21 protein-coding genes are annotated in these 24048 nt (G+C 36.4%); 3 read left to right on the top strand and 18 right to left on the bottom strand.

Going from position 1 to position 24048, the window contains the following annotated elements; genetic code table 11:
- Window positions 1-21: 21 nt before the first annotated feature.
- The 18 genes from J4N24_RS05735 to J4N24_RS05650 form a co-directional block, all read right to left on the bottom strand.
- A complete protein-coding gene (locus J4N24_RS05735) occupies window positions 22-954 on the bottom strand; it encodes a hypothetical protein (protein ID WP_207532705.1) in 933 nt (310 codons plus the stop codon).
- Window positions 955-1064: 110 nt separating this feature from the next.
- Window positions 1065-2030 (bottom strand): hypothetical protein, encoded by a 966-nt coding sequence (locus J4N24_RS05730; protein WP_207532704.1) that lies wholly within the window; start codon window positions 2028-2030, stop codon window positions 1065-1067.
- 6 nt (window positions 2031-2036) lie between these two features.
- Window positions 2037-3230 carry a glycosyltransferase family protein gene (locus J4N24_RS05725; protein ID WP_207532703.1) on the bottom strand — a complete coding sequence of 398 codons (1194 nt, stop codon included), beginning with the start codon at window positions 3228-3230 and terminating at the stop codon, window positions 2037-2039.
- A 1-nt stretch (window position 3231) separates the two neighbouring features.
- Window positions 3232-4200, bottom strand: coding sequence for a glycosyltransferase family 2 protein (locus tag J4N24_RS05720; RefSeq protein ID WP_207532702.1), 969 nt, complete (start codon window positions 4198-4200; stop codon window positions 3232-3234).
- Window positions 4176-5102 carry a hypothetical protein gene (locus J4N24_RS05715; protein WP_207532701.1) on the bottom strand — a complete coding sequence of 309 codons (927 nt, stop codon included), beginning with the start codon at window positions 5100-5102 and terminating at the stop codon, window positions 4176-4178. The genes J4N24_RS05720 and J4N24_RS05715 overlap by 25 nt, the downstream gene beginning before the upstream one ends.
- An 11-nt stretch (window positions 5103-5113) precedes the next feature.
- Window positions 5114-6052 carry a glycosyltransferase family 2 protein gene (locus J4N24_RS05710; protein WP_207532700.1) on the bottom strand — a complete coding sequence of 313 codons (939 nt, stop codon included), beginning with the start codon at window positions 6050-6052 and terminating at the stop codon, window positions 5114-5116.
- Entirely contained in the window at window positions 6053-6526 is a 474-nt protein-coding gene (locus tag J4N24_RS05705; RefSeq protein ID WP_207532699.1) for an acyltransferase, read from the bottom strand.
- Between the two features lie 123 nt (window positions 6527-6649).
- Window positions 6650-7561, bottom strand: coding sequence for a glycosyltransferase (locus tag J4N24_RS05700; protein ID WP_207532698.1), 912 nt, complete (start codon window positions 7559-7561; stop codon window positions 6650-6652).
- Window positions 7558-8088, bottom strand: a complete 531-nt coding sequence (locus J4N24_RS25785; RefSeq protein ID WP_207532697.1) for an acyltransferase — start codon at window positions 8086-8088, stop codon at window positions 7558-7560. The genes J4N24_RS05700 and J4N24_RS25785 overlap by 4 nt, the downstream gene beginning before the upstream one ends.
- Window positions 8082-9167, bottom strand: a complete 1086-nt coding sequence (locus J4N24_RS25840; RefSeq protein WP_207532696.1) for a glycosyltransferase family 61 protein — start codon at window positions 9165-9167, stop codon at window positions 8082-8084. Before J4N24_RS25840 ends, J4N24_RS25785 begins: the two co-directional genes overlap by 7 nt.
- 77 nt (window positions 9168-9244) lie before the next feature.
- Window positions 9245-10447: an acyltransferase family protein gene (locus J4N24_RS05685; protein WP_207532695.1), complete on the bottom strand. Its 1203-nt coding sequence runs from the start codon at window positions 10445-10447 to the stop codon at window positions 9245-9247.
- Window positions 10440-11405 carry a glycosyltransferase family 2 protein gene (locus J4N24_RS05680; protein ID WP_207532694.1) on the bottom strand — a complete coding sequence of 322 codons (966 nt, stop codon included), beginning with the start codon at window positions 11403-11405 and terminating at the stop codon, window positions 10440-10442. The genes J4N24_RS05685 and J4N24_RS05680 overlap by 8 nt, the downstream gene beginning before the upstream one ends.
- On the bottom strand, window positions 11393-12649 hold the full coding sequence (locus J4N24_RS05675; protein ID WP_207532693.1) for an ABC transporter ATP-binding protein: 1257 nt from the start codon (window positions 12647-12649) through the stop codon (window positions 11393-11395). Before J4N24_RS05675 ends, J4N24_RS05680 begins: the two co-directional genes overlap by 13 nt.
- Window positions 12650-12693: 44 nt before the next feature.
- On the bottom strand, window positions 12694-13560 hold the full coding sequence (locus J4N24_RS05670; protein WP_207532692.1) for an ABC transporter permease: 867 nt from the start codon (window positions 13558-13560) through the stop codon (window positions 12694-12696).
- A gap of 28 nt (window positions 13561-13588) precedes the next feature.
- Window positions 13589-14704, bottom strand: coding sequence for a glycosyltransferase family 4 protein (locus tag J4N24_RS05665; RefSeq protein ID WP_207532691.1), 1116 nt, complete (start codon window positions 14702-14704; stop codon window positions 13589-13591).
- Window positions 14701-16509 (bottom strand): asparagine synthase (glutamine-hydrolyzing), encoded by a 1809-nt coding sequence (asnB, locus tag J4N24_RS05660; RefSeq protein WP_207532690.1) that lies wholly within the window; start codon window positions 16507-16509, stop codon window positions 14701-14703. Before asnB ends, J4N24_RS05665 begins: the two co-directional genes overlap by 4 nt.
- Window positions 16510-16915: 406 nt before the next feature.
- Complete coding sequence (locus J4N24_RS05655) at window positions 16916-19321, bottom strand: GumC family protein (RefSeq protein WP_207532689.1); 2406 nt, start codon at window positions 19319-19321, stop codon at window positions 16916-16918.
- The gene (locus J4N24_RS05650) at window positions 19321-20115 is read right to left on the bottom strand and encodes a polysaccharide biosynthesis/export family protein (protein WP_207532688.1); all 795 of its coding nucleotides are present in this window, start codon (window positions 20113-20115) and stop codon (window positions 19321-19323) included. The genes J4N24_RS05655 and J4N24_RS05650 overlap by 1 nt, the downstream gene beginning before the upstream one ends.
- Before the next feature lie 90 nt (window positions 20116-20205).
- Between J4N24_RS05650 and J4N24_RS05645 the strand changes: the two genes are divergently transcribed.
- The 3 genes from J4N24_RS05645 (at window position 20206) to J4N24_RS05635 (ending at window position 23915) form a co-directional block, all read left to right on the top strand.
- Window positions 20206-20955: a glycosyltransferase family 2 protein gene (locus J4N24_RS05645; RefSeq protein ID WP_242691521.1), complete on the top strand. Its 750-nt coding sequence runs from the start codon at window positions 20206-20208 to the stop codon at window positions 20953-20955.
- A 685-nt stretch (window positions 20956-21640) separates the two neighbouring features.
- Complete coding sequence (locus tag J4N24_RS05640) at window positions 21641-22552, top strand: HEPN domain-containing protein (RefSeq protein ID WP_207532687.1); 912 nt, start codon at window positions 21641-21643, stop codon at window positions 22550-22552.
- 241 nt (window positions 22553-22793) lie between these two features.
- Entirely contained in the window at window positions 22794-23915 is a 1122-nt protein-coding gene (locus tag J4N24_RS05635) for an acyltransferase family protein (RefSeq protein ID WP_207532686.1), read from the top strand.
- Window positions 23916-24048 lie beyond the last annotated feature (133 nt).

Here is a 24048-nt window from a genome sequence, read left to right as displayed (position 1 = left end):
TTTGAAGTTTAATAAGAATTCTTATTTCAGTTCTTTAAGAAATAATCTTAACCCAATAATTAGTTTCTCACGTAAGCTTAGAGTTGCTTCTTCATTGGCCATGATCTTTACTGGTTCTGATATTTTTTTACTTTCTTTTAAAAACTGCTCACTCTCAGTAAACCAGTGTTTGCCAAGGCCTGCAAAATGGATAATGGTACTTCCATCCACAAACGGCTTAAATTCTTCGAAAGACTGAATTTTATCATTATTAACGAAGATGTTGTACTTGTTATTTATTACTTCTTCAACAGTCCTCTTTTTAAATCCACTTAAGACCCTCACTTGCCTTCCGTCAAATAACATCCTCTTATCCATTTTCCCTGCTAGGCAGGCCCAAGCTGACTGTTCCGACCACCAGTAATCTTTACATTGTAGGAAGTATTGTTTGCTTAGGAAATCAAGATATGAAAAATCGATAGTCGCAGGATCGAAAATTACTAAACCAGCGTTGAAAGCAGGAACCATCTTTTCGTTCCAAACAATTTTCCAATTTGCACGGTACGCTGGAATATCTTCCCTCATGTAACAGATATCAAAATCCCCCTCTGGAAGAACGCATGGCGATGCAACTAACACGTCGGAATCGATCAGAACAATTTTTCCTTTATCTGGTAGTAATATACATGTGTCTAAGATTTTCCTCCAAGTAAGATCGTCTTCTCTCAATTTTTTCAAGGACGGATATTTGTTGAGAGTATTTTCTATCTTTTCCTTGCTTTCTTGAGAATTGAAAACATGAAAACCGAAATCCTCAAGATCTTTTTGGTCTTTTTCCTCTAAGTATGCATCGGGTATCAAATAGTAGGAATCGATATCGACATTCGTTGCGTTTTTCCAGCTTTCGAAGCAAGGCCATACCCAATGTTTACTAAGATTGTAAGACCCACATAATGTTACAAGAGAATATCTCATTTTGACTTTTTTATTTTTTAACTACTAATGCTAAATCTAATAATAGATTTTATTTTTAATTATATTTTTGAGGAGGCCTGGAATCTTATACGTTATTTATAGTTTGGGAACTATTTAATAAGCCGCTTCCACCATCTATTTTCTTTGATTCTGTCTTTGGCCTCCGTCCAGTCTACCAGTTCGTCTACAATGTCGTAGAATCCGTACTGGGAAGTTGGAAACTCACTATTTTGAATCTTATCAAGAAGATCAGGGATCTGTTTATAAAAATCACGGGTTCTATATGGAGGATGTAAGGTAAATAATCCCGGTTCTATACCTAAAAAATCAATTCTTCTAAGTCTATGTTTATCCATGAAATTCCAAATAAGGTGTTCTGGAAGATCTGCGTTAGAGTTTCCCTCCACCAACGCCTTAATTTGATTCCGCAAACTTGGCTTTTGCAAAGTAAGTTTAGCTTTATTGAATATTTCCTTATTCAATAAATAAACTCGTGTGCTCATTCCCTTTAGAGCAAAGGAAAATCTTCCTGTTTTTTCAAGAATTATTTGATCGACTAGTTTTTCTTCAGGATGAGGTGGCCCTGGTAAAGGAGAGACTAGGAAAATGGTATCGGAGCGATGAAACATATCTAAAGCTTCAGCCACCCATGTTTGACTACCGCCCCCCAAAAATATATCTGAATCAATATGAAAGACATATTTTGATGATGCTTTATAGAGTCCAAAGAAATAGGAATAGAAGGGTCCTCCTCTAAAATCTTTATCAGGAATAAGAGAGCCTTCGAAAAATAATTTACTAATTGCTTGTCTAGTTCCAGTACTATAATCTACTATTTCCTTCCTTATATTCGGAGATGTTTTCTGTAAAGTATTAATCAAGTCATTCAATTTCTCTTGATTTTCGTTCCAATTCTCTCCAAAGCGTCCCCTACTTCTCTTTGAATCAATAGTTAAAAGTACTTCATCTACTTGTGTACCTAAAGCAGCAATTTGATGAGGAAGAAGGTATTTAGCATGTTCGTAATCACTCGGAGCTAAACTTATTTGTAATGTGCAATCTAGTGGTGGCCTCATCGTATATTAGACGGAGTTATTGACTATTTTTAATAATTTCTTTTCTTCGATCTCCCAGTTGAATTTTTCGCAGGCAAGTTCAAATGCAACTTGTTTCAGTTTTAAAATATCACTACTTAGGATGGATTGTATTGTGCTTGCTAGAGCTGATGCAGTCATGGAATCAAATGAGAAGATACACTTCTCACTCTGCATTTCCATTATTTCTTTTTGTCCTATGGTTGGACTTATTACTACAGGAAGCCCACCGCAAAGATAGTGAAACAACTTATTGGATGTTGTTAGCAATTTATTTAAAGGTTCCAATGGTTCTAGAGCAAGGCCGATATCGTAATTACACATATCTTTAGTTAGCTTGTCGTTTTCTAATAGTGGATGAACTTTTAAAGAATGTTTTGGTTCCAATTGGCTGTTTAATTCTGCTATGAAACCAGGGACCTCATTCCCTCTTAAATGAATTTCAAGAGGAGTCTCGATTAGGTTAGCCGAACTAATAAGTAATTCCAGTCCTCTTCCAGGCCCAATAGTTTGCGAAAACCAATAAAGCCGTTTTACTAAATGATCTTCAAATCTAGGTAGCACGTCTTCTACGGCAAAAACATTTCTGATTGTGAAAGCTTTCTTTCCTTTATATTCTTGATATAGATGATCTGAAAGTGCGTCAGAGGTAGTAAGGGTATAAATACCTTTATTTAAGGCCATACTTTCTGCAAATTTAAGAAGTTTAATAGGCCTAGACTGACGAGCTGAGGGTAGTAAATCTTCGGAATAAAAATCTTCTATATCAAATGCGACAGGAAAATTCTTCTCTAGTAATTGTGCTCCAACTACGGTTGGTAGTTCTTGGTGCATAATATATAAATCTGCTTTTTCTTTCTTACAAATTTCCGCCAGCCGGGAGGCGCCGTAGCCGAGTGTATATTTTGATTCAATTCCCCATTTCTTTAGGATATAGGAAGCTGCTTTCCTGATTAATCTGTCTGTAAGCGCTCTGTATGATGATAATCTAAGATCGGAATAAAAGGAATACTTTACTGATGTTCCTATCAATAACATGGCGTCTTCTTCAGCTAAATCGTCTGAATAGATCGCAGTTAGAATTTTTACTTCATATCCAGCACGGTCAAGTGCCTTTGCTTCTTTATAGACTCTAGGGTTACGACAAAGGTGAGTATGGCTAACAATTACTATTTTAGACATTTTATCTAGTTTTTATCTTTTTTACAACTTTCCAACCAAGTAAAGCAACTAATGCCTTTGTCTTTCTTCCAGCTGGAAATTTAATTGTAGCGCCGCCAAGCTGTTTAATTTCGTTTTCTGCGATTATTGTTAATTCTGGTAGTCGTGGATAAACCTCGTAGATAAACATTTTCCATATATTTGCATAAGCTCGTCTAAGAGCATTTTCTTCTCCCAGAGTTTCCTTTGTCTTTTCTATGGATATTTTGATTGATTGGAAGTATGAGAAATAGGCTTTATCTGATTTTTTGGACGAAAGACCTCCAATTCCTGACCTATAATAAAATGTGCTATCGTTATTGTAGATAATATTTTTGCTATTACAGAAAATACGAGTAAAAAATTCAAAGTCATCATTAAGGCTTAGATCTTCATTCCATCCTCCAGATACTTCAATGATTTTTCTAGGAATAAGTAGTCGTCCTGGCGGCGTAGTATGTGACACGTCAGTCCAATGTTCTAGAACCCATTGATGAAAACTCAAATTTCTTTTTACTATAAAAAGATCCTCTTTATAGGTATTCAAATCGTTATCGTAAAACCTGCCCCATTTTGAAATTACGACTGAATCGGTAGAATATTTTAGAGCAGAAAGTTGCTCGCTAACATAATGTGGATTTACGAGATCATCTGAATCGAAAAAAACAACAAAATCTCCCTTACTTAAATTGTAAGCTTGATTTCTAGCGGCGGAAGCTCCTTTTTTTAAAGATTTCTCTAATACAATTCTATCGTGATATACTTTTTTATATGAGTCAATAACCGAAAAGCTATTATCGGTTGAGTGATCATCTATTACAACAATTTCAATATTCCTATAACTTTGTTTTAGCAGGCATTCAATTGTTTCTCCAACAAATCGCTCAGTGTTATGGCAAGGAATGCAAAATGAAACTAAAGGTGTGCTTATACCCCTGCTACTCTTTTCCATGCAACTTTAAAATAATGTTCTTTCGACAAATCTACATAATGATGCAAGCAGCCTTCCCCATCCTCAACTTGTTCCTTAGAGGGGTTAACAATATAAGAAGCTCTTGAAAGAGTCGTACTTGGTTGATCTCCAATTAGCATAGCCGAAAGTGCCTGTTCAAGATAGTAAGACGTTCCTTCCCTTTCTTCAAGAACCTTACTCCACATTTCTAGTTTGTCCCAATCGATAGTGCTGCTTCTAAGGCCTATTACCCCTACATTTAAAAGATCATACAGTTTAGCTCCTGTCAATTCACTCATCAAAGCTCTCGAGTATCCGTAGGACTCTTCACAATCAAGCATAAAGATTGGTTGTTTTGGTTGATTAATCCACTCAATAAATTCTTTCGGCTCACTCCAAAAGAGCATGTCTGAATCAATCACTATCTTCCATTCATGCTGACTAGAAGTGTGTATGTCTGTTAACTTCTTTATGTGTGGATACTCATGTCTCTTCTTATGTAAGTACGAATATTTCTCCATTGGAATCTTAGCCTCAATATTCATGGCAATTTCGTCTGCAAGAATGATACGGGAACCTGGAATTTGTCGCCTTACGCGATCAATTAGAGCTTTGTCGAAAGATCCATCATCAACAAGGACAAAGTGAAACTTTTGGGTGCTGCATTTACGAAGTGAATAAATACAAAACAAAGTTTGATATAAATACTTCTTCCCGGTAAGAAAATAGACCGGTAACCCCATCTCATCGCTTAGAATTGGAGCAAGGTTTTCTGAAAACTTCTCCATGTGTTGTTGTGATAACAACATCTTCTTGTAGTTGAAATAGCCCCCAAAGCGGTTGTAAAGTTTTAGTTTGGATTTAGCATCCCTATAAAAGATATCAAGTAGTCTTTGTATCAATTCGATTTTTATTAGAAGAATGATTTTAAGTAAGGGATTACTGTAAATATTCTTTGTAAATACTTGTTTTCTCTATTCAACTTGTCCCAGTTCTTGATAGGACCGTAAACGTTCCATTGCCTTTCGTGATCCTCTTTCCACTTCTCTTTCATTTTTTCATCACTGCTGTAAGTTTTAGCTTCATCATGGACTCTAGCTATAGAAAGAAATTCGTGTATATATTTCTTTTTTACCCCTTTTGCTATTCGCATCCATAGTTCAAAATCCATTGTACAATTTAGCTCTTCCCAAATGGGTTGATGAATAGATGAACTCCAAAAGACAGAAGGTTGTGCTAGCCCTGGAATGCTTAGGTACCTGTCTAAAATTATTGGACTGATAGAAGGGTATAACTTTTCGTTTTTAAGGTTGTAACTATCGCCATAAATAAACTGTGCACCAGTTTCCATAAAAGTTTTAGCTACTTTTTTGAGAGCCCCCTCTGTAAAATAATCATCGCTATTTAACCAACACAGTATTTCTCCTGATGCTAGACTAAAACCTTTGTTAATTGCGTGACTTTGCCCCCTATCTTTTTCACTTCTCGCGAAGCTGACAAAATTCCTGTACTTGTTAATAACTTCGCTCGTTTCATCATTACTACCCCCGTCAAAAATAATATATTCCAGATTAGGATAATTTTGTAATAGAATACTCCTTATAGTTTCTTCAAAATACTTTCCTTGGTTATATGATGGTGATACTACAGTAATTTTCGGCCAACGTATTGTAGATGAGTAATCACTCGGTAGAACTTCTTCACTCCAAGGCCATCCTCTTTTAGTAGTCTTAGGAAGAAGTGAAAGAAGGCCAGTCTCACAACTTTTTACTGTTAACAGTGGCCATTTTATATCATTACCAATTATGTCTTTTTTATATTGCTCGTAAGAGGGTAGGGGGGGATTCTTCATCTAATTTTGTTTTATTGATTTAGCTGGTACTCCAGCAACTATATCTCCATCACGCACATCTCGATTAACCAATGCTCCAGCTCCAATAATAGCATTATTGCCGATACTGACACCGGGCAAGATTATTGCATGGCTGCCTATCCAAACATTTGACCCTATCAAAACTTTCTTACTGATTGTTTTCTCGTTATATAGGCCTGTATTTTTATCATGAGTCAAAGTTGTAATTGAAACGTGTGACGCCACCATAGAATTTTCTCCTATTTCAAGTCCCCCGTTTCCCCAAATATGAACAAAGGAGTTTATAACGACATTGTTATTTAACTTCACATGCTCTCCTCCATGAATCACTAGGGGATGATGTAGAGACACATTTGAACCACAAAATGCAAGTTTGGATTTAATTTCTTCGCTTTTGAACTTCAGATATTTGAAGTAGATAAAATAGTATAACTTCTTAATAATAGAACTCATATATTCGCTTATAGATTTCCTTATTGATGAGATTATGTTACCAAAAAAAGTTTTTCTAACATATTAAAGCCTTTAAAAGGAAGGTAACTTATTTAAAACTGAACGGGAGAGGTTGTCATGCAATTACAGTTCCGATAGTCCCTTAAATGTTCCACAGGTTCCCTTCCACTTAATATAGTTAACTTCATTTACCCAAGCTTTATCTGTTATCCAAGCTTTCGCAATCCTTAAGGGCAAAGTCCATCTAGGGATTTTTTTCCAGGGATTTATGTTATGACTATTAAGAAGTTTTACCCAAGAAATGTTAGTATCATGAACAAGTCTTGCTAAGTATTGTACCTCCATCCGTTCTTTTGGAATAATATGTTGTAATGAAATTGAGGGGACATAGGCTGTTTTCCAACCTGATTTAAGAATCTCTATAACAATATCATTGTCACCTCCAGAACTTAATGAAGAACCTTTTCTATCTGTAATTCTACTAACTCCCGATTTAACTTTATCAACATAACTTTTCAACGCATCTTTTCTAATAATCATACCCGCTCCAATAGGAGCTGAGTCTGGATACTTGTTATTCCATTCTTCAAAAATAATGTCATTGCCCAAGTCTCTTAGAGCTAAGTTTCCGAAGAAATTCTCCAACCAAAAGGGAGATTCCACCTCAAACATAGGGATTGACTTGCCTCCAACTGCACCTAATCCAGCATTGTTTTCAAGATTTTTGAGGGCCTCTTGCAGATAATTTGCATCCAAAATGTTATCGTCATCTACCATTACAATAATTTCACTTTTGCTTTCTTCAAAGCCTTTAAGCCGAGCGTACGTTAATCCTGGTTTCGGCTCTCTCACTAGGTGAGCGTTCAAATGCCAGCTCAAATCAATCTCTTCCCAAAAAGAGTTACTAGAGTTGTTATCAACAATAATAAGTTCCCATTCGCTTTTTGGTAGCGATTGAAGTTGTAATGCATCAAGCGTTTTACTTAAACGGTGGATATTTGGATTATAAGTTGGAATTATGACTGATATTCTCATCTGTACTTAATAACTTTTGCAGGATTTCCAACTACAATTGCGAACTCAGGAACATCTCTGGTGACAACACTGCCTGCTCCAATAATAGCTCCTCTCCCTATATTTATACCACCTAATATCGAACAGTTGGCACCAATCCATACGTCATCGCCTATGGTAACAGGAAGTAAAATGTCAGGCTGAGATCTAATGATTAGTTCTCTGTTAGGAACAGTGTGATTCGAAGACACAATACAAGTATGCATAGCGATAAGAACGTTTTCCCCAATTGTCACCTTTCCATGTCCGTATATTATTGTATACTCTCCAAGAAAAGTATTTCTTCCTATTTTTATATTTCCTCCATAAGCATTTAACACCACCCCCTTAGATAATTCAGATCGTCGGTTAATAATGATGTGTCCTTTTCTGCCATTAAGGAATCCTCGAGACAAACAACAAAAGGGAGAAATTTTTACTTCAGGCTCTACAACAATTCCCCGCCATCTATAAAACATGGTGTATAGTAATGATATAATCTTTAACATAGAAAATCTTTTATTAACTCGGTTAAGGTAGCTAATCCTCTGTCTTTATTAAATTCGTCGTTGAAATCAATAAATGTTACATGATGTTTTAAATTGCAAATGGAAGATAATCTTGAATAACAGGGAATGAAGTTAGACTCTAGTGGAAAAAGCTCAAGTACCTTTGTTCCTGCTTCTGAAAATATAATATTACATAAGCCAGCGCCATGAGGTGCTATAATATGACTGGCTTCAGAGATAACTTTTATCGCATCTGAATCACTCACCGATGACAGATCTATTTTTTTTATGGAAGGGAAAAAATTCAATACCTTATCTTCCCATCTTAAATTCCTTAACTTAACATTATTTCTTGTTATCCAAATAATTGAAGAGCTTTCCAATCGACTACTAGGTTGAACTTTTAGTAAGTTCCTCAAAGCAGTTACGCACCAAGGACTTATCTGCTGATCATTGACTAACCGATTAGTAAAAAGAAGTTGATCAAATTGTATGTGGTCGGTGTTTTCTAACCAGATTATTTTTTTTAGATCAACCTCAGCTCTGATTAACCATTTTTCTTTCCAAACTGTAGCTGGTCCATTCAAAACTATGTAATCAATAACATTTAGTAATTCCTTTAAGAAATAGAGCTTTGGTAGCATTTCATAAAAAAAATGATAAAAGCCCCCGTCTGCTCCTAAGCTAATACAGGATACCGCCGTTCCACATAGATATTTTTTTGTTGGAAACTTTAAAATGTTTGTATAGGGGGATTTGTCTAATGGAGTTACCCATTCTTCTGCTGATTCATTTATATAGGTTCGAGATTCAGGACTATAAATGACTCCTAAAGGTCCTAAAATACAACCATTTTCAACACTGTAAAGATTTCTATCTGGCTCACGAAAAATTCCTTTATACTTAAATCTTGGCTTTCCTCCAAGACGCTTTTCCTCTGTGCCTTGCGGTAAAGTAAAACTGCAATCGTAGCAATATGGGTTACCGGCTTCCTTTTTTAAAATAGATGTAAGACTTTCTGCTATTTCAACGGGATTGTTAGGGTTTGTATACGCGGATATTGCGGATAAGCTTCCCACCTTATATGGGTTCCCAGTTAAGAACCTAATGAGGTACACCCTTACTTTGCGAAAAAACGAAGTTATTAATGAATTCACTATTTAAAAAGAAAATTTTTAATTAATGGTTGAAATTTCATTTCAAATATGTACGATAGTACAAATGTTAATAAAACCCAAATTAAAGTGGTAAAAGCAAATGTAGATAGACCTTCTCCTAACCAAAAATGAATATTCAAGTAATAAGCTATTGGAAAGTGTAATACATAAATAGCATAAGAAATCCTTCCAACGTACGAAAGCTTTTGAAAGATTGATATTTTTGTTTTAATAAAAAATAATATAATTGCTAAGAAGAGGTATACTGTTCCCCAAAACCATATTTGTTTTTCAAAAATATTATGTTTGAAATAAACTAATAGAGAAATATGAATACTAGGTATAATATAACAAACAGCTTTCAATTGCATTAAATATTTAAATTCTCTTCTAGTAATTATAAGGAATATAAAGACACATATTGGTAAGTAAAATATGTCAGATAAAGGTATCTTAAGATCGTTATTGAAAGGAATATGAAGAAGGTTTAAATAGAAACTGCCAGAGTTTAGAGAATAAGTAGCTAACAGAATAAACAAATGACTTAATATTTGTTCCTTTCCCACTCCTTTAGTCATAGTTGGCTTTAAATTCCATGCGATGCTTAAACCGACAAGCCAGAACGTGCTGCCAACAAGTAAAGAAGAACATTTATTGTAACCAGCAACGAATGCAAATATAGAAAGAATAAGCAAGGTAAACGCTATTAATAATGGGTGAATAGCTTTATAGCGCCATATAATAATAAAAAGCAAATAGTAAATAACCTCATAACTGAGACTCCAAAGTACAACATTACTTTTCACTGTTTCCACTGCCAAATCTTGCACAAAAAAGAGGTGTCCAACAAACTGCAACAGTGTGAATTTCTGGTCGCCAAATAAAATTGCTAATAATATAGAGCTCAAATAAATTGGATAGAGCCGAGCAAATCTTTTTTTGCTATAAAGAACCACAGCAGGGTATGAAAAAATGCTGTTCTGATATGTGATTCCAATTACATAACCTGAAAGAATAAAAAAAATAAGTACAGCTACACTTGCGAAGTGAAACTGCTCGAAGAAGTTAGAAAATGGAATTGACTTTGATTGAAAGAAGTTGAATGTGAAGAGATGGGCATAACAAACGGTTAATGCACAAAGTCCTCTTAAACCTTCTAAATTAAAGTCATGTTTCGCCCTCAAATGATTTATATTATTCACGATTTTTTCTAAATGCTATTCGCAGTTGTAGTACCCTTAATTCTATACGCAGCCAGGCCGGCAGTTTATGAAATAGCTTCCAAATTGAAGTTTGTTTATCTGGAACTGATACTCCACATTGTTCGCTTAAAAGAAATGCTTCCTTCGATTTTTTAAAGTCCTGTAATAGTGCTAGTTGAAATGCTGCTTTTTGTGCCTCATACCCTATCACTTGCAGATTTATCTGGGACCGATGTTTATTGAAGTAATCTCGTAGTAAATTTACTCTAGTTATCCAAGCTTTTCTCTGGTTTGAACTTAGTGTATTATCTCCTCTTACAGCGAAAGATAAAACTTCTTCTATAACATGAAACTTGGAGTTGTTTAATGCTAATCTAACATGAAGATCAGCGTCTTCCCAAAGTTTAATGTTACTATTAAACCCATTTATGTTGTTAAATGCCAATTTTTTATATAATCCATTAATTCCTCCAATTGGATGAGATATTGTATAATTAATTGCATCAAGATTTATTAACCGATTGCTGTACTTCCAACTAATCAAAGTCTTCTGTTTAGAATTATCAAGCCAATCAACGTTGCAAAGTATAACATCCACTTCCTTTTCTTCTGCAATTTGAGAGGTTTTTAACAGATAATCTGGATGCAGAAAATCATCGATATCATGAAAGTGGAAATAAGTACAATTAGTTGCGTTAGCAAGAGCATTTCTAGCAAAAGAAGGTCCTTCGTTTCTAATCCCCTTCAGTACTTTGTAGCCAGCATTTTCCAAAAGTTGGACAGTATTGTCCGTACTGTAGTCATCAAAGAAAATCACTTCATCAAAACGTTTTGTTTGATTCTCAATTGTTGCCACGAAATCATTTACATACCGGGAAGCATTATAGCACGGAACTAATAATCCATACTGAAACTTCGTTACTGACGACAGATGTGCCTTAAAATCTAAATCTTCCATTGAACGGGGATGAAAATATTACCTGCACGATTATCGAAAGGGCCGCCATAGTGGAAGTTAGACTCAACATTGAGCAGTGTATTCGAATCAATCCAATCTAGGAAATTGCGATGCTCATCAAAGATCCCAGCGGAAACTTTATATGATCCAGGTTTTAAGGGGTTTTGCAAGCTGAAACTCACACTGCCATTCCTCTGAGTTTCATCAATTAACGTGAACGCTCCCGAATCTTTTTGAAAAAAGGAGAGTACAGCTTGCTCTTCATTATCATAGATGATTACAAAAAATTCAAGTTTTCTCTTACCTATGTTGTTAATTTCAAATGGAATAGTAATCGTTATATCTTCAAAAATATTTGCGTAGGTTTCACAGGAATCATTGATGAGTATATTAGAAATCTGAACTTCTCCATTACCTTTAAGTCTTTTAATGTCTTCTGGCGATGTGACTTTTGTATTACTTACATATTTTTCAATTGCGTCATTCACGTCACCTTGAAATGCTAGTCCTCCGTTTTTTAGTAGAATTCCTTTTTGACATAAAGCTTTTATGCTAGCCATATTATGGCTTACAAAGAGAACAGTTCTTCCTTCCCCTTGACTTACTTCACTCATCTTTCCAAGGCATTTGCTTTGAAACTCGGCATCCCCCACAGCTAAAACTTCATCCACAATAAGTATCTCAGATTCTAGATGAGCTGCAACTGCAAAAGCTAGACGTACATACATTCCAGATGAGTATCGTTTTACAGGTGTATCAACGTAACGGTCAACGCCCGCAAAATCAACGATCGCGTCGAAATGTCTTGAAATTTCCGCTTTTCTCATTCCAAGAATAGCTCCGTTAAGATATATATTTTCTCTTCCTGTTAGTTCAGGATGAAAACCGGTTCCGACTTCAAGTAAACTTGCAATTCTTCCTTTAACTTTTACAGAACCAGTTGTAGGCGTAGTTACCCTACTAAGAACCTTCAAAAGTGTACTCTTCCCTGCACCATTTCTTCCTATTACACCAATAGCATCACCTTGGTTTATTTCAAAATCCAAGTCCTTTAAACTCCAGACAATATCACTCGTTCCTTTACTTGTACGGTCATTAGTTTCCCCAATTTTAAGGAAGGGATCTTCTTTTCCTCTTAATTTTGCCCACCAGCGCTCAATGTCTCTTGATATTGTCCCTGTGCTAAACTCCCCAAGTTGATATGCTTTACTCAGGTTTTCTGCTTTTATAGCAATCTTACTCATTTTTAAATTTTATGAACTCTTATGAGATAATTATCAATAATTTATTAGACCGTATCAACAAAAGTTTTCTCTACTCTATTAAAAACAATAAGACCTAAAAGAAAAACTACTAAACTAGTTGTAAGACTAAATAGAAAGGCTCCTGGATAAAAATGCCCCGAGCCTATGAAACCATATCTAAAGGTTTCAACAAGGCCAGATAATGGATTTAGAGCAATTAGATCACGATACTTTTCTGGTGCTTCTGATAATGGATAAATTACAGGAGTGGCATACATAAGTAGCTGTACCCCGAAACTAACGAGGAAAGCAAGGTCTCTATATTTTGTGGTCATTGCCGTAATAATGAGTCCTAAGCCTAGTCCTAATAATGCCATCGATAACATAATCACTGGAAACAAAATAATGAATCCATTTGGTTGAATATTATTACCTATTACCATGTAATATACAAGAAGTAAGATAAAGAGTAAAAATTGCACTCCAAAGCGAACCAGATTGGATAATACAATGCTTAAAGGCATTATTAGTCTTGGAAAGTACACCTTGCCAAAAATGTTGGCATTATCCCTGAATACAGTACTAGTTTTCGTAAGACAATCTGCAAAATAATTCCAAGCGACTGTACCAGCCATATAAAATAATGGCGCGGGAGCTCCCTCGGTACTTATACCAGCTAGATTGCTAAAAATAAAGGTAAAAATAATAGTTGTGAAGACAGGTTGAATGAAGAACCACAACGGACCGAAAATAGTCTGCTTATAGAAAGAAACGAAATCCCTTCTTACTAGAAGTCCCAGAAGATCTCGATAGTTCCAGACGTCTTTCAAATGTAAATTGAATAGGCTAGCTTGGGGTTTTATTTCCAAGTCCCATTTTTCATCAGATATTTTTTCTGCTGTTTTTTGCATGAATTGATAGAAAGTATTTTATAATAATTTAAGTGGTAAAAAGCTTATGTTCCTCCAACAATGATGATTTTAAACGGTCTTTATAAACTGTGTAGTTGAAACTATTAATGGCCAAATGTTGCTGCGTCCGAGGATGAGGTGGATTGCGGAATACGGTGGCTATTGCTTGCCTAATATCATTTTTGTCAAAAGGTTCAACAAGCGGACCTAGCTTGCCATCTAGTAATGCATCTACACTCCCATCCTTATTCCCAGCGATAACTGGCATACCAGAAGCCGCCGCTTCAATGAATACAATACCGAACCCTTCTTTCACTGAAGGCATAATGAAGAGGTCACCAAGGAGAAAGTGATCTGCTAGCTCCTCATCCTTTACAAATCCTGCTAAAACAACCTGGTCTTGCAAGCCTTCTTGTTCTACAATAGAGCTAATTCGCTGAAACTCCAATTCATCGTATTTACCTAAAAGAATGTACTTAATCTTAAAATCTTTTTTTAGCTCAGAAAGAGACTCTATTACAGTATCGTAGCCTTTATATTTTTCAGTAGAAACTAAGCGGCATAAGGTTATCATCACCTTTTCATCGGGTTTAATACCGTACCTTTTTTGAAGATATTCGGGCTTCTCGAAGGTTGTTGCAGGAACATAAAATGGATCCAGGCAGTTATTTAAAACGTTTATCTTATTCTTTATTGCCGGATAAGTATCACCGATTCGTTTCTTTGTATATTTTGATACTGCTAAAATTCTATAACATGCTTTTAATAATTTAGCTTGAACCTTATTAAGGGGTGCCCAAATCTCTATACCATGAGCAACAAGGAAGATTTTAACAGAAGGGTTAATCAATTTAATTAATAGCGCTGGAAGGGCCAGATTAATGTGGGTTAGAATAAGGAATTTAGCGTTTCTCCCTTCCTTAATAGCCCCCCATATAAATCTAAATGTGTCTTTACCGAAGCCTTTGTAAAATTCAGATGGACAATAGCGTGTGTCATGACCAGTATCATACATACTCAAATTCATAATACTACCTCCAAGTTCTTTTGCAATATCATATCCTGCTTTTGCAAGGATACGACTTACTTTTTCAACTCCGCCCATATGGGAAAAGGCGACCAGATTTAAGATTAAGATCTTCACGACCTGCTGAATGTTAAAGTTAAATAATAAGCCCAAACCTTCGACCAATGAATCGTTCCCTGTTCAAAGCCGTTCCATAAGCCTTCTCCTGCCTTCGTTACTTTTACAGCTTCTTTTATTTGACCCATTTTCCCGAACCATGTCTGGAATGGAAAAGAAAATCCCATTTTCTTCCGGTTCCATATTTTCTCCGGCAGAACGTCTTTAAATGAATCAATTAACAACTGTTTTGGTAGCCCTTTATGCTTATAAAGGAGCTTAGGGTCTATAGAATAGACTGTATCTACAAAATCCTGATCCAGAAAAGGAACACGTAATTCAAGCGCATGTTGCATGCTCATAAAATCAGAGTCTTTCAATAGCTGGTTTTGCATGTAGTAGTTAAGTTCAAGCCAAGTGGCAGCTTCTTCTTTTTGAAGGTCGTCTTCCATTGGTTGAAATTTTAATGAACCAATTCTCCTTACGACATCTGTTACTGATATGTTACAAAGAGATGCAGCTTGTTCCGGTGTACAAAGCCCTCTCATTGTTAAATATAATCCAACTGGCCCCTGAATCCGCAACCATTCAAGCCTGCGAAGAGGGGCGGAGGGAAGTGAGCGCGCCATACTGAGAGCAAAAGATGGAAGATGTTTTAACAGGTATAATTGCTCCATCCGATGAAATGATGGATAACCTCCAAACAGCTCATCGCTTCCCAAACCTGAAAGTACAGCTTTTAAACCGTTATCATGTGCACATTTAGAAATAAACCAAGAATTTATTCCATCGTCGCTAGGCTGATCGTAAGCAGCGATGATAGCATCTAAGTTGTTTTCTAAGTCAGATTTACCAACGGTGTAGTTTTTGTGTTTGCAGTTGACTTTTTCTATTATAGCTTGCTGGTACTCCCTTTCGGAAAAATCTTGTTCAGAGAAGGTAACGGATAGTGTGTGTAGCTGATCTTTTAATTGACCTGCTGCGAGAAGGGTTAATAAACTTGAATCTATTCCCCCACTAAGAAACAATCCTACGGGCGCATCCGAGATCAAGTGCCGATCTACTGCTGCCTGCAATTTCTCTCTTATCGCACTTTCAGCTTCTGCTTTAGTTTTAATTTTTACCTGAGAGAAACCAAGCTTTCGAAATTTTTCTCTTTTAACTATTGATCTTGATGAAAGATCGTACTGTAAATAGCTCCCTTTTTCTAAAGATCTAATATTTTTAAGTGTTGTATAGGGTTCCGGAATATGCCCAAAGGTTAGTAGTAGAAGTTTCCAATCCGGGTTCTCCTCCCATCCGCTATCAATATTTAGAAATGCCTTTACTTCAGAAGTAAAAATTAGTTCCCCAGTTCCTGTTTCATTGTAATAATATAATGGCTTAATTCCTGCAGAATCTCGTACCAAGAATACTTGCTGCTTTCTTATGTCATAGATGGCAAATGCAAACATCCCGTTAAATCGCGCAAACGCTAAAGTTCCCCATTCTAAATAGCTAGCTAATATGACTTCTGTGTCAGAGTTGCTTTTGAACTGATAGCCCTTACTTAATAACTCATTCTTCAATTCCAGGAAATTGTAAACTTCTCCGTTAAACACGATATAGCACTGAGCTTTCGAATCAGTCATTGGCTGGTGTCCTAAGGAGGTCAAGTCAAGGAAGGAAAGCCTACGGTGTCCAAATGCAACATTTCCTTGTTCAGAGATGAATATACCTTCATCATCAGGTCCTCCGTGTTGCATAGAATCGCACATAGATTTAACCTTTTCATAAAGCTCGGGAGCTTCTTTTTCTCCCGAAATAATTCCTGCAATTCTACACATATTCGTTTGCCAATGTTGTATTAGTTTTTAAGGCCCTTCTCGTAAATATGCTTAAATTGCTTGTCTAAAAGCTCCGATCTTAGATCAAATCTTGCCGTTAGAATTGCTTTAAGCAGTCTTGTTCTTTCAATTTTACAGAATGAGTACATCAAGCGTAACCTAGAATAACTTAAAATTACTCGTCTTACTAAGATGATTAAACCACATATACCTTATCTGAATATCCTCATTACAGAATGCAGAATATTGTTTTGCTAAACTCATTATTTGGTATTCAAAAGTAAGTAAGCTTTTTAATGTTTTGGGACTTTTTTTGATAATTCTATAATTCTGTAAAAAAGAAAGCGAAGAAATCATCTCCGCTTTCTTAGGTTCTTAAAGACTAGCGATTAAGGTTGTAAAATTATTAGTCTTTCTTCCAAAACTGCCACCATGTAGGTTTTTTGCTATCTGTGTAATAGCCACTGCCACTATAAGTATTATTGTAATCTGAATAGTAGTACTGAGTGTAATTCCCATAGTAAGTCGTTTGATAATAGTTCCCATAGAGCATGTCATCTCCAAAAGCATTCAACACGATAACTACGTTATTCAAGTGATATTCGCTTGATAGTTTATCTGGAATTGTGGCTGCGTTGAATCGAGAGGTTCCAGACCTAATTACAAATATGTTAATATCTGAATTGCGGATTAGAGGGATTGAATCAGAAACTAATCCAACAGGAGCTGTGTCTAACAAAATGTAGTCGTACTTTTCCGATAGTTCTACTAATAGTTCCCGCATTAAATTAGAATGTAAAAGTTCGGAAGGATTTGGTGGAACTGGACCAGAAGGAATGAAATCTAAAGTTTCTAGACTGGTTTTATGAATAATAGCATCTAGATTAGATTGTCTGGATAAATATGAACTCAGGCCTTTTTTATTTTCAATGTTAAATGTTCTATGTAGTTTTGATCTTCTTAAATCTGCTCCAACCAATACAACTTTTTTGTCAATCAAAGCAAGAGTACTGGCTAGATTAACCGAGACGAAAGATTTTCCTTCTCCTGCAACTTCAGACGTCACGCAAATAACTTTGGAATTTTTCTCTGATGCAAGGAAGCTTAAGTTTGTCCGAACTGATCTTACCGATTCTGCAAATGATGACTTCGGCTGTTGAAGGGATAGTGCTTGTCTATTATCTTCATCAATGAAACCTGGAAATTTTCTTATGACTCCAATAATCGGAGTCGCTGTATAGGTCATGACTGTATCACGGTCATAGATATAGGGATTTAAGACCCGAACCAAAAAGATAAGCCCGATTCCCAGCACGAAGCCTGCTAAAATAGCATTTGTATAAACCTTACTTGGGACAGGCGAAATGACCGATGCCCCTGTTGCAAAATCTACAATAGTTGCGCCAGGTACTACAGCTGCTCTAGTAATTTGAGCTTCTAACCTTTTTTCTGACAAGTACGAAAAGACCTTTTGATTTATATCAAATTCAGATTGTAATTTTGCAAAATCACGTTCAGCGCTAGGGATATTATTAAGTTCTTGCTGAACCGCCGAAATTTGGCTGTCTATGTACCTTTGCGTCTTCTGATTTCTTTCCCGTAGTAGGCGAATATTATTAACAATAGCTTGCTTAATTTCATCAATTTGTTTGTCAAGCTGCTGAATAGGGGCAGATGTTTCGTTAAATTGAACTAACTTCTTATCTCTTTCAACAATTAAAAGATTTAGCTGTCCAACTAAACCCGAAAGTAAACCACCTATAGAACCTTCCAAATTAAAATTTAAACTAACCTTATCTTTGTTGTTTTCTATTTGCTGCTGTAGTTGCGAAATTGCGAGTTCTTCAAGTTTGAGTGCTTGTTTTTGGCTTTCTTGTTCGGTGTACTTTGACATACTAATCTCGGTACTAGAGGATAAATCAATCAGCCTATTACTTTTCTTGTATTTTTCTAAAGCCCCTCCAGATTCCTGCACTTTATTATATAGAAAACTTAATTGTCTCTCGATGAAGTCGATTGTTTGAGATGCTGATGTTCCTCGCTGGCGTACATCATAATCGACATACTCTTTCATAATCGCATTTAAAAGATTAATTGCAAATAGAGGATTTTTGTCAGTTAAATTTAATTGCATTACATTGGCACTCTTTGCAGCTTCCTTCGTGATTATTGTTGAAGCTCGACTCAAAAAGTCATCCTTTGAGTTGAATTTGAAAGAATAGTTGCCCTTAGTAGAGCCGGAGTGATCCCCTTTTATTTTAAAGTCTATACCAGGAAAATGAATGACGTCTCCAAATTTGTAAGTTCTTTCGACTTCATTTTTTCCTTCTTTATAAGACAGCTTAAAAGATTTTAAATCAATAACTTCGATGTCTATAGGTTTTCTAATGAAGTTTAAAGAATCTTGTTTTATAATTTCAATGGGAAAAGGTTTGTTGGGATAAACGTCTGTGGTCCTTACTTTTCCTTTCAAAAGATAGGAAACCTTGTAATCTAATCTACCTATTGCATTTAATAATACGTCTCTGGATTGGATAACGAAACCTTCGGATTGAAGTTTATTATTCCTACTATATAAATTAGAACTGCTCGATAGTAGGTCGTTCAGTTCTGTCCTTTTTTCATCAAACTTTAGAGACCCTGTTGTCGAATATTGCGGCGGAGTATACCAGAGGTAAAAATATGCAAGTAAAGCTGCAACAATCGTGCAAGCTGCTATCCAATACCATCGGCTCCAAATTATTTTAAATATTTTAGAATAATCTATTTTTTGTTCCAGGATTCTTTTTTCCTGCAATTCGGGGTTGTTCATTAACGAGAAAGATTATAGATAATTACAATAGTATTCAAAATCAGCACTACTGGCTGAACAAACGACATCGCTGTTTGCACACCTTCCGTAGAAGAGTATATTTTTTTCGGTTCTGCATAAATAATGTCACCGCTTTGGAGTACCAATTTCCTATTTCCCAAACTATTAATGTCCTTTAGATTAACATAAATTATTTCAGGGTTGCTTTTGTCTCCACGAATGATCTTTATCTTTTTCGGATCCGCCTTTTCTGTAAGCCCGCCAGCTTGTCCTAGAATTTCTATAAGAGATACGTTATCTCTTTCAATAAGGAAATTTCCTTGAGTATTAAATTCACCGAGCATTGTTACCTTCAGGTTGACAATGCTGATTGCGATAATAGGATCTTTAAATAGAGTTTTGGAATAAAGTTCTTGCAATCTTATTGTAGCTTCTCTTCTTGTTAACCCTCCAACTTGAACCTTGCCGACCACCGGCAGATTCACCGTGCCCTCTGGATCGATAATATATAAAGTTTCATTATTTGAAGATGATCCAGCAGTTGCGGTACCCTGAGCTCCAAATTCGATATTTTGAAGATTGCGAACAGAAATTTGATCTCCTGGCTTAATCCTATAATACAAGTCTTCAGGTCCCTTATCGTTAGCAACATACACAGTTTTAAGTGTATCCATTACTGCATCTGCCTTACTGGTAAACAAAGCATTCTTATACCTGGTAGCACAAGAAGATAATAATAAAAGAATGCTTAATGTTAACAGTAAGCTGCTTTTTCCTTTCAATGTAAACTTCATAAATTAGTGTAGGAGATCTAAAGTCTTTTTAATATAATTTTCAAAATTAACGGATTTTTTTGAGAGTTTTGCTGGGATAATACAAACATTTTGAAAATATCCGTAATTACAGTCACCTATAATGCAGAGCGTTTTATCAAAGATTGCGTTAATTCTGTCGTTTCTCAAAAGTATCCAGATATAGAGTATATTATTGTAGATGGTCTTTCACAGGACTCCACTCTCCATATGTTAAGCCCCTTCAACGAAAAGATAACGAAAATAGTTACAGAAAAAGATAAAGGAATGTATGATGCATTAAATAAGGGTATAAAACTGGCAACAGGAGATGTCGTGGGGCTTCTAAATGCTGATGATTTTTTTGCAAATGAAAATGTAGTTGAGAAGATCGCAAATGCATTTGTGCAAAGCGGGGCAGATGTCCTTTACGGAGACCTGTGGTATGTAGACCAGCAGAATACTGACAAAGTCCTACGTAAATGGAAGTCGAAGACTTATCACCATGGGATGTTTCAATGGGGCTGGATGCCGGCTCACCCTACGTTTTATGCTAAGCGGGAACTATTCGAAAAATTAGGCGATTATCGGCTGGATATGGGAAGTGCTGCTGATTATGAACTAATGATCCGATTCTTGCACAAAAACAAACTGAAGACAATCTATCTCCCGGAACTGATGGTTAAAATGAGAGCAGGAGGAATGAGTAATAGTTCTGTAGAAGCAAGGATGAAGGCTAATAAGGCTGACTTGGAAGCAATGAAAATGAATGGAATTAAATTTCCCAAGCTGGCTGCGTTTTTAAAGCCAGTAAGAAAGATTCCGCAGTTTTTGAGATTTTGAGGCTCTTCACATTCCCTTAATTAAGATCCACACTATTCAAATCTATTTGCACTATAAGAATGTGTAGGTCCACTACTGCAAGAAGCCATTTCAGCGCACGTAGGAAGCCAGATTTATATCAACCGAGAAAGAAGAACAAAAGTGATATGCTGAAAACCTGCATTCACGAAGGCAATAGGAACTACACAGATTTGAAAAAAAAAGCGGGATTAGACTCGACTCCACCCCACATCTACCTATGAAAATTGCTGCGTTGAAACAGTAGCGCAAATTAATAAAAAATTAATTTCAAACGTTGGCATAGAATAATTTTTTCATACTAAATCTCCTGTTGTTTAACAATCACTAATAGAATTGACGAAAAGAGGAAGAAAGCTAAAAAAATTCCTCATATTTACAGTGCGTCAACAGTTGGAGCAATCCAACGAATTATTTTCTTAACAATAAAGCTCAGGCAATCCGGTGTAAGTCCGGCTGATATTCGGTTATCCGACTGTTGACGCGGTGACCTGAGCCTATATTTTTATTTTTCTCAAAATGCGTCAACAGAAAAATGAATTAGTAGCAGGGGCACCAGGCTGTCTCTGCTACCGGCCTCTTCTTAGCAAGCAGGTCCAAAGAACACATTCCATTATTTATTCACTCACTCAATCCATCACACATTCACCAAGGAAGGAGGCCTGCCATGAAACCCGGTGAATCCTCCCATCTTCCTCTTTCTCCCTGGGATAAACCCGTCAAAGCCTTCGCCATTCACCACCTCGAAGCAGAGGAAGCGATCAAAGAACTGGTAATCGACCTTGCTGCTAGAACCGACATCGTTAAGTTAATCTGTTTTGCTAAAAGGATGAGTATGACCACAAATATCAGCACATTCGATCCCGAAAGTACTAATGGCCACTGTCATTACTTTCTAATGGTAGTTACAGAGAGCATAGAACGCCAGGAGCATCTGTTACAGGATTACGTGAATGCCCATTTCAAATTAGGGAAGATCACCCTGCTTGCTCATGGAATGGAAACGATAGAGCAGGCACTAGCAAACGGAAACCGCTTCTTTACTTCGGTCTTCCGCTACGGTAGAATGCTGTACTCCCGCAACGGACTATTAGAAACTGTCCCTTATATCGAACCTGATGTGGAAAAGGTATTTGAAAAAGTGGCACTGCGCTTTGAATACAATAATAATCTGGCTAAAGGCTTTCTGCAAGCCGCAGGTTCTTCTCTGGATCAGGAGAATAATACGATCAGCATGTTCTTACTGCATCAGGCCATGGAACAAGGGCTTACTGCTTTGATCCGTGTATTTATGGGTTATCGTGCAGATATTCATAGCCTCGGGCGCTTACAAGATCTTTGTTTATGCTTCTGCGAGGAAGAGTTTCTTTTCCCCAGGCAACGCCCCGAAGAGCAACGCTTATTCCAGCTACTGCAGAGAAGTTATTCCGGTGCACGGTACAAGCAGGATTTCGAGGTTAACGAAAAGGATGTGGAAAGGATCTATGCTGAAGTAGCTGCCTTTCTAAAGAGGGTAGAGGAGAGATGTGAAGATAAATTAGGAGAGATGGCAGCTGCTTTCCCTTCGTCCTTAAACTGATTTCAATAGTTCTTTTAACTCAAATTTAACCTGCATTACTAATACAGTCTTTGGATTTATAATGCAGGTTAAACTGGTTTATTCCCACACTTCTTACTCAATTTAAGTTTGTTATTCAAGGTTACACCTCTATCTATCCCTCTTTTTCAGCGTTACAAAAATTAATTTCAAGTTTAACTTTAGTCATCCTAAACCTTTCTTAATCAGGATCGTACAATCTGGCTTATTTTATCTATTCTTCATGCTTAGACAGAGACTTGAGTATTTGGACAGCGCCAGAGGCATTGCAGCATTGATAGTGATCTTCTCCCATTTCAAAAGGGGATATTTACTTCCCGACTCTCTTACTTTCTTAGATCGGACGCCATTTCATGCCTTTTGGTTCGGTGAAGGCGCTGTAGTATTTTTCTTTGTCTTGAGCGGTTATGTGATTAGTTTAAAGTTTTTCAGCGATCGCGAGAATATTAATAAATTAGAGTACAGTTCTTACATAATCTCCAGGATCTTTAGAATCTTTCCTGCTTTTTGGGCAGTACTGGCACTGAGTATCATCGCGAAGAAGTATTTCTTCCCTGAGCATCTGGCAACCATTCCGGAAGCGTCACGCTGGATCAATCACTTATGGGGTGAACAATCGTCCTATTTAAAGCAGGCAGCTCTAGTTATTAACGTGAACGAAAATCCTGCTTTGCATTTAATTCCGCAAGCCTGGACTCTGCAAATAGAAATGTTGATTTCGGCCCTGATTCCATTTTTGGTTATCATTTGTCTGATCAATCCGCTTTGGCTATTTGCATTTGCTTTTGTTGTGATCGGTTTTCTTGGGTTTGAACCTCACTTAATAGGCTTTACTATAGGAATTGCCATTGCCAGGTACTCTAATGAGCTAAGGCAGTTATGGTTGAATATTCCTTTTAAAGTTAAAATAGGTGTGCTGATTAGCGCCGCTTTCATCTATTGTGCTAGTTTTATGTTCAATCTAAACGTTTATACAACAGCTAAATTGACCGCCTACTTAGGAACTTCTTTGCTGCTAATCATACTGATTGGTTCTCAACAGATTCAGTCTGTTCTGAGTAATAAAATATTGGTTTTCTTAGGTTCAATTTCCTACAGCGTTTATCTGAGTCATATGGTCATCCTGATGTGTGTGGTCCCGTACACCCTAAAGTTCCTTAACGCTCATTACGCATTTAGTAATCCTTATTTAACCCGGTTTGTAGGTTTGTCTGTATTGTTAGGACTAACAATACCAATATCTTATTTATTACATATTGCTGTTGAGAAGCCTGCAATTAGTTTTTCAAAGCAGTTGAGTTTGAAAGTAGGTAATACGTTGAAATCCAAAAATATAAAGTTTTAACTCCTTTTACCGGGTAGCGATTATTCCCGCTGCTGCAGAGAAGTTATTCCGGAGCACGGTACAAGCAGGATTTCGAGGTTAACGACAAGGGTATGGAAAGAATCTATGCTGAAGTAGCTGCATTTCTGAAGAG

This window comes from Desertivirga arenae (assembly GCF_017355785.1).
Lineage (GTDB): Bacteria > Bacteroidota > Bacteroidia > Sphingobacteriales > Sphingobacteriaceae > Desertivirga > Desertivirga arenae.
This window is presented reverse-complemented; position numbering and strand designations above follow the sequence as displayed.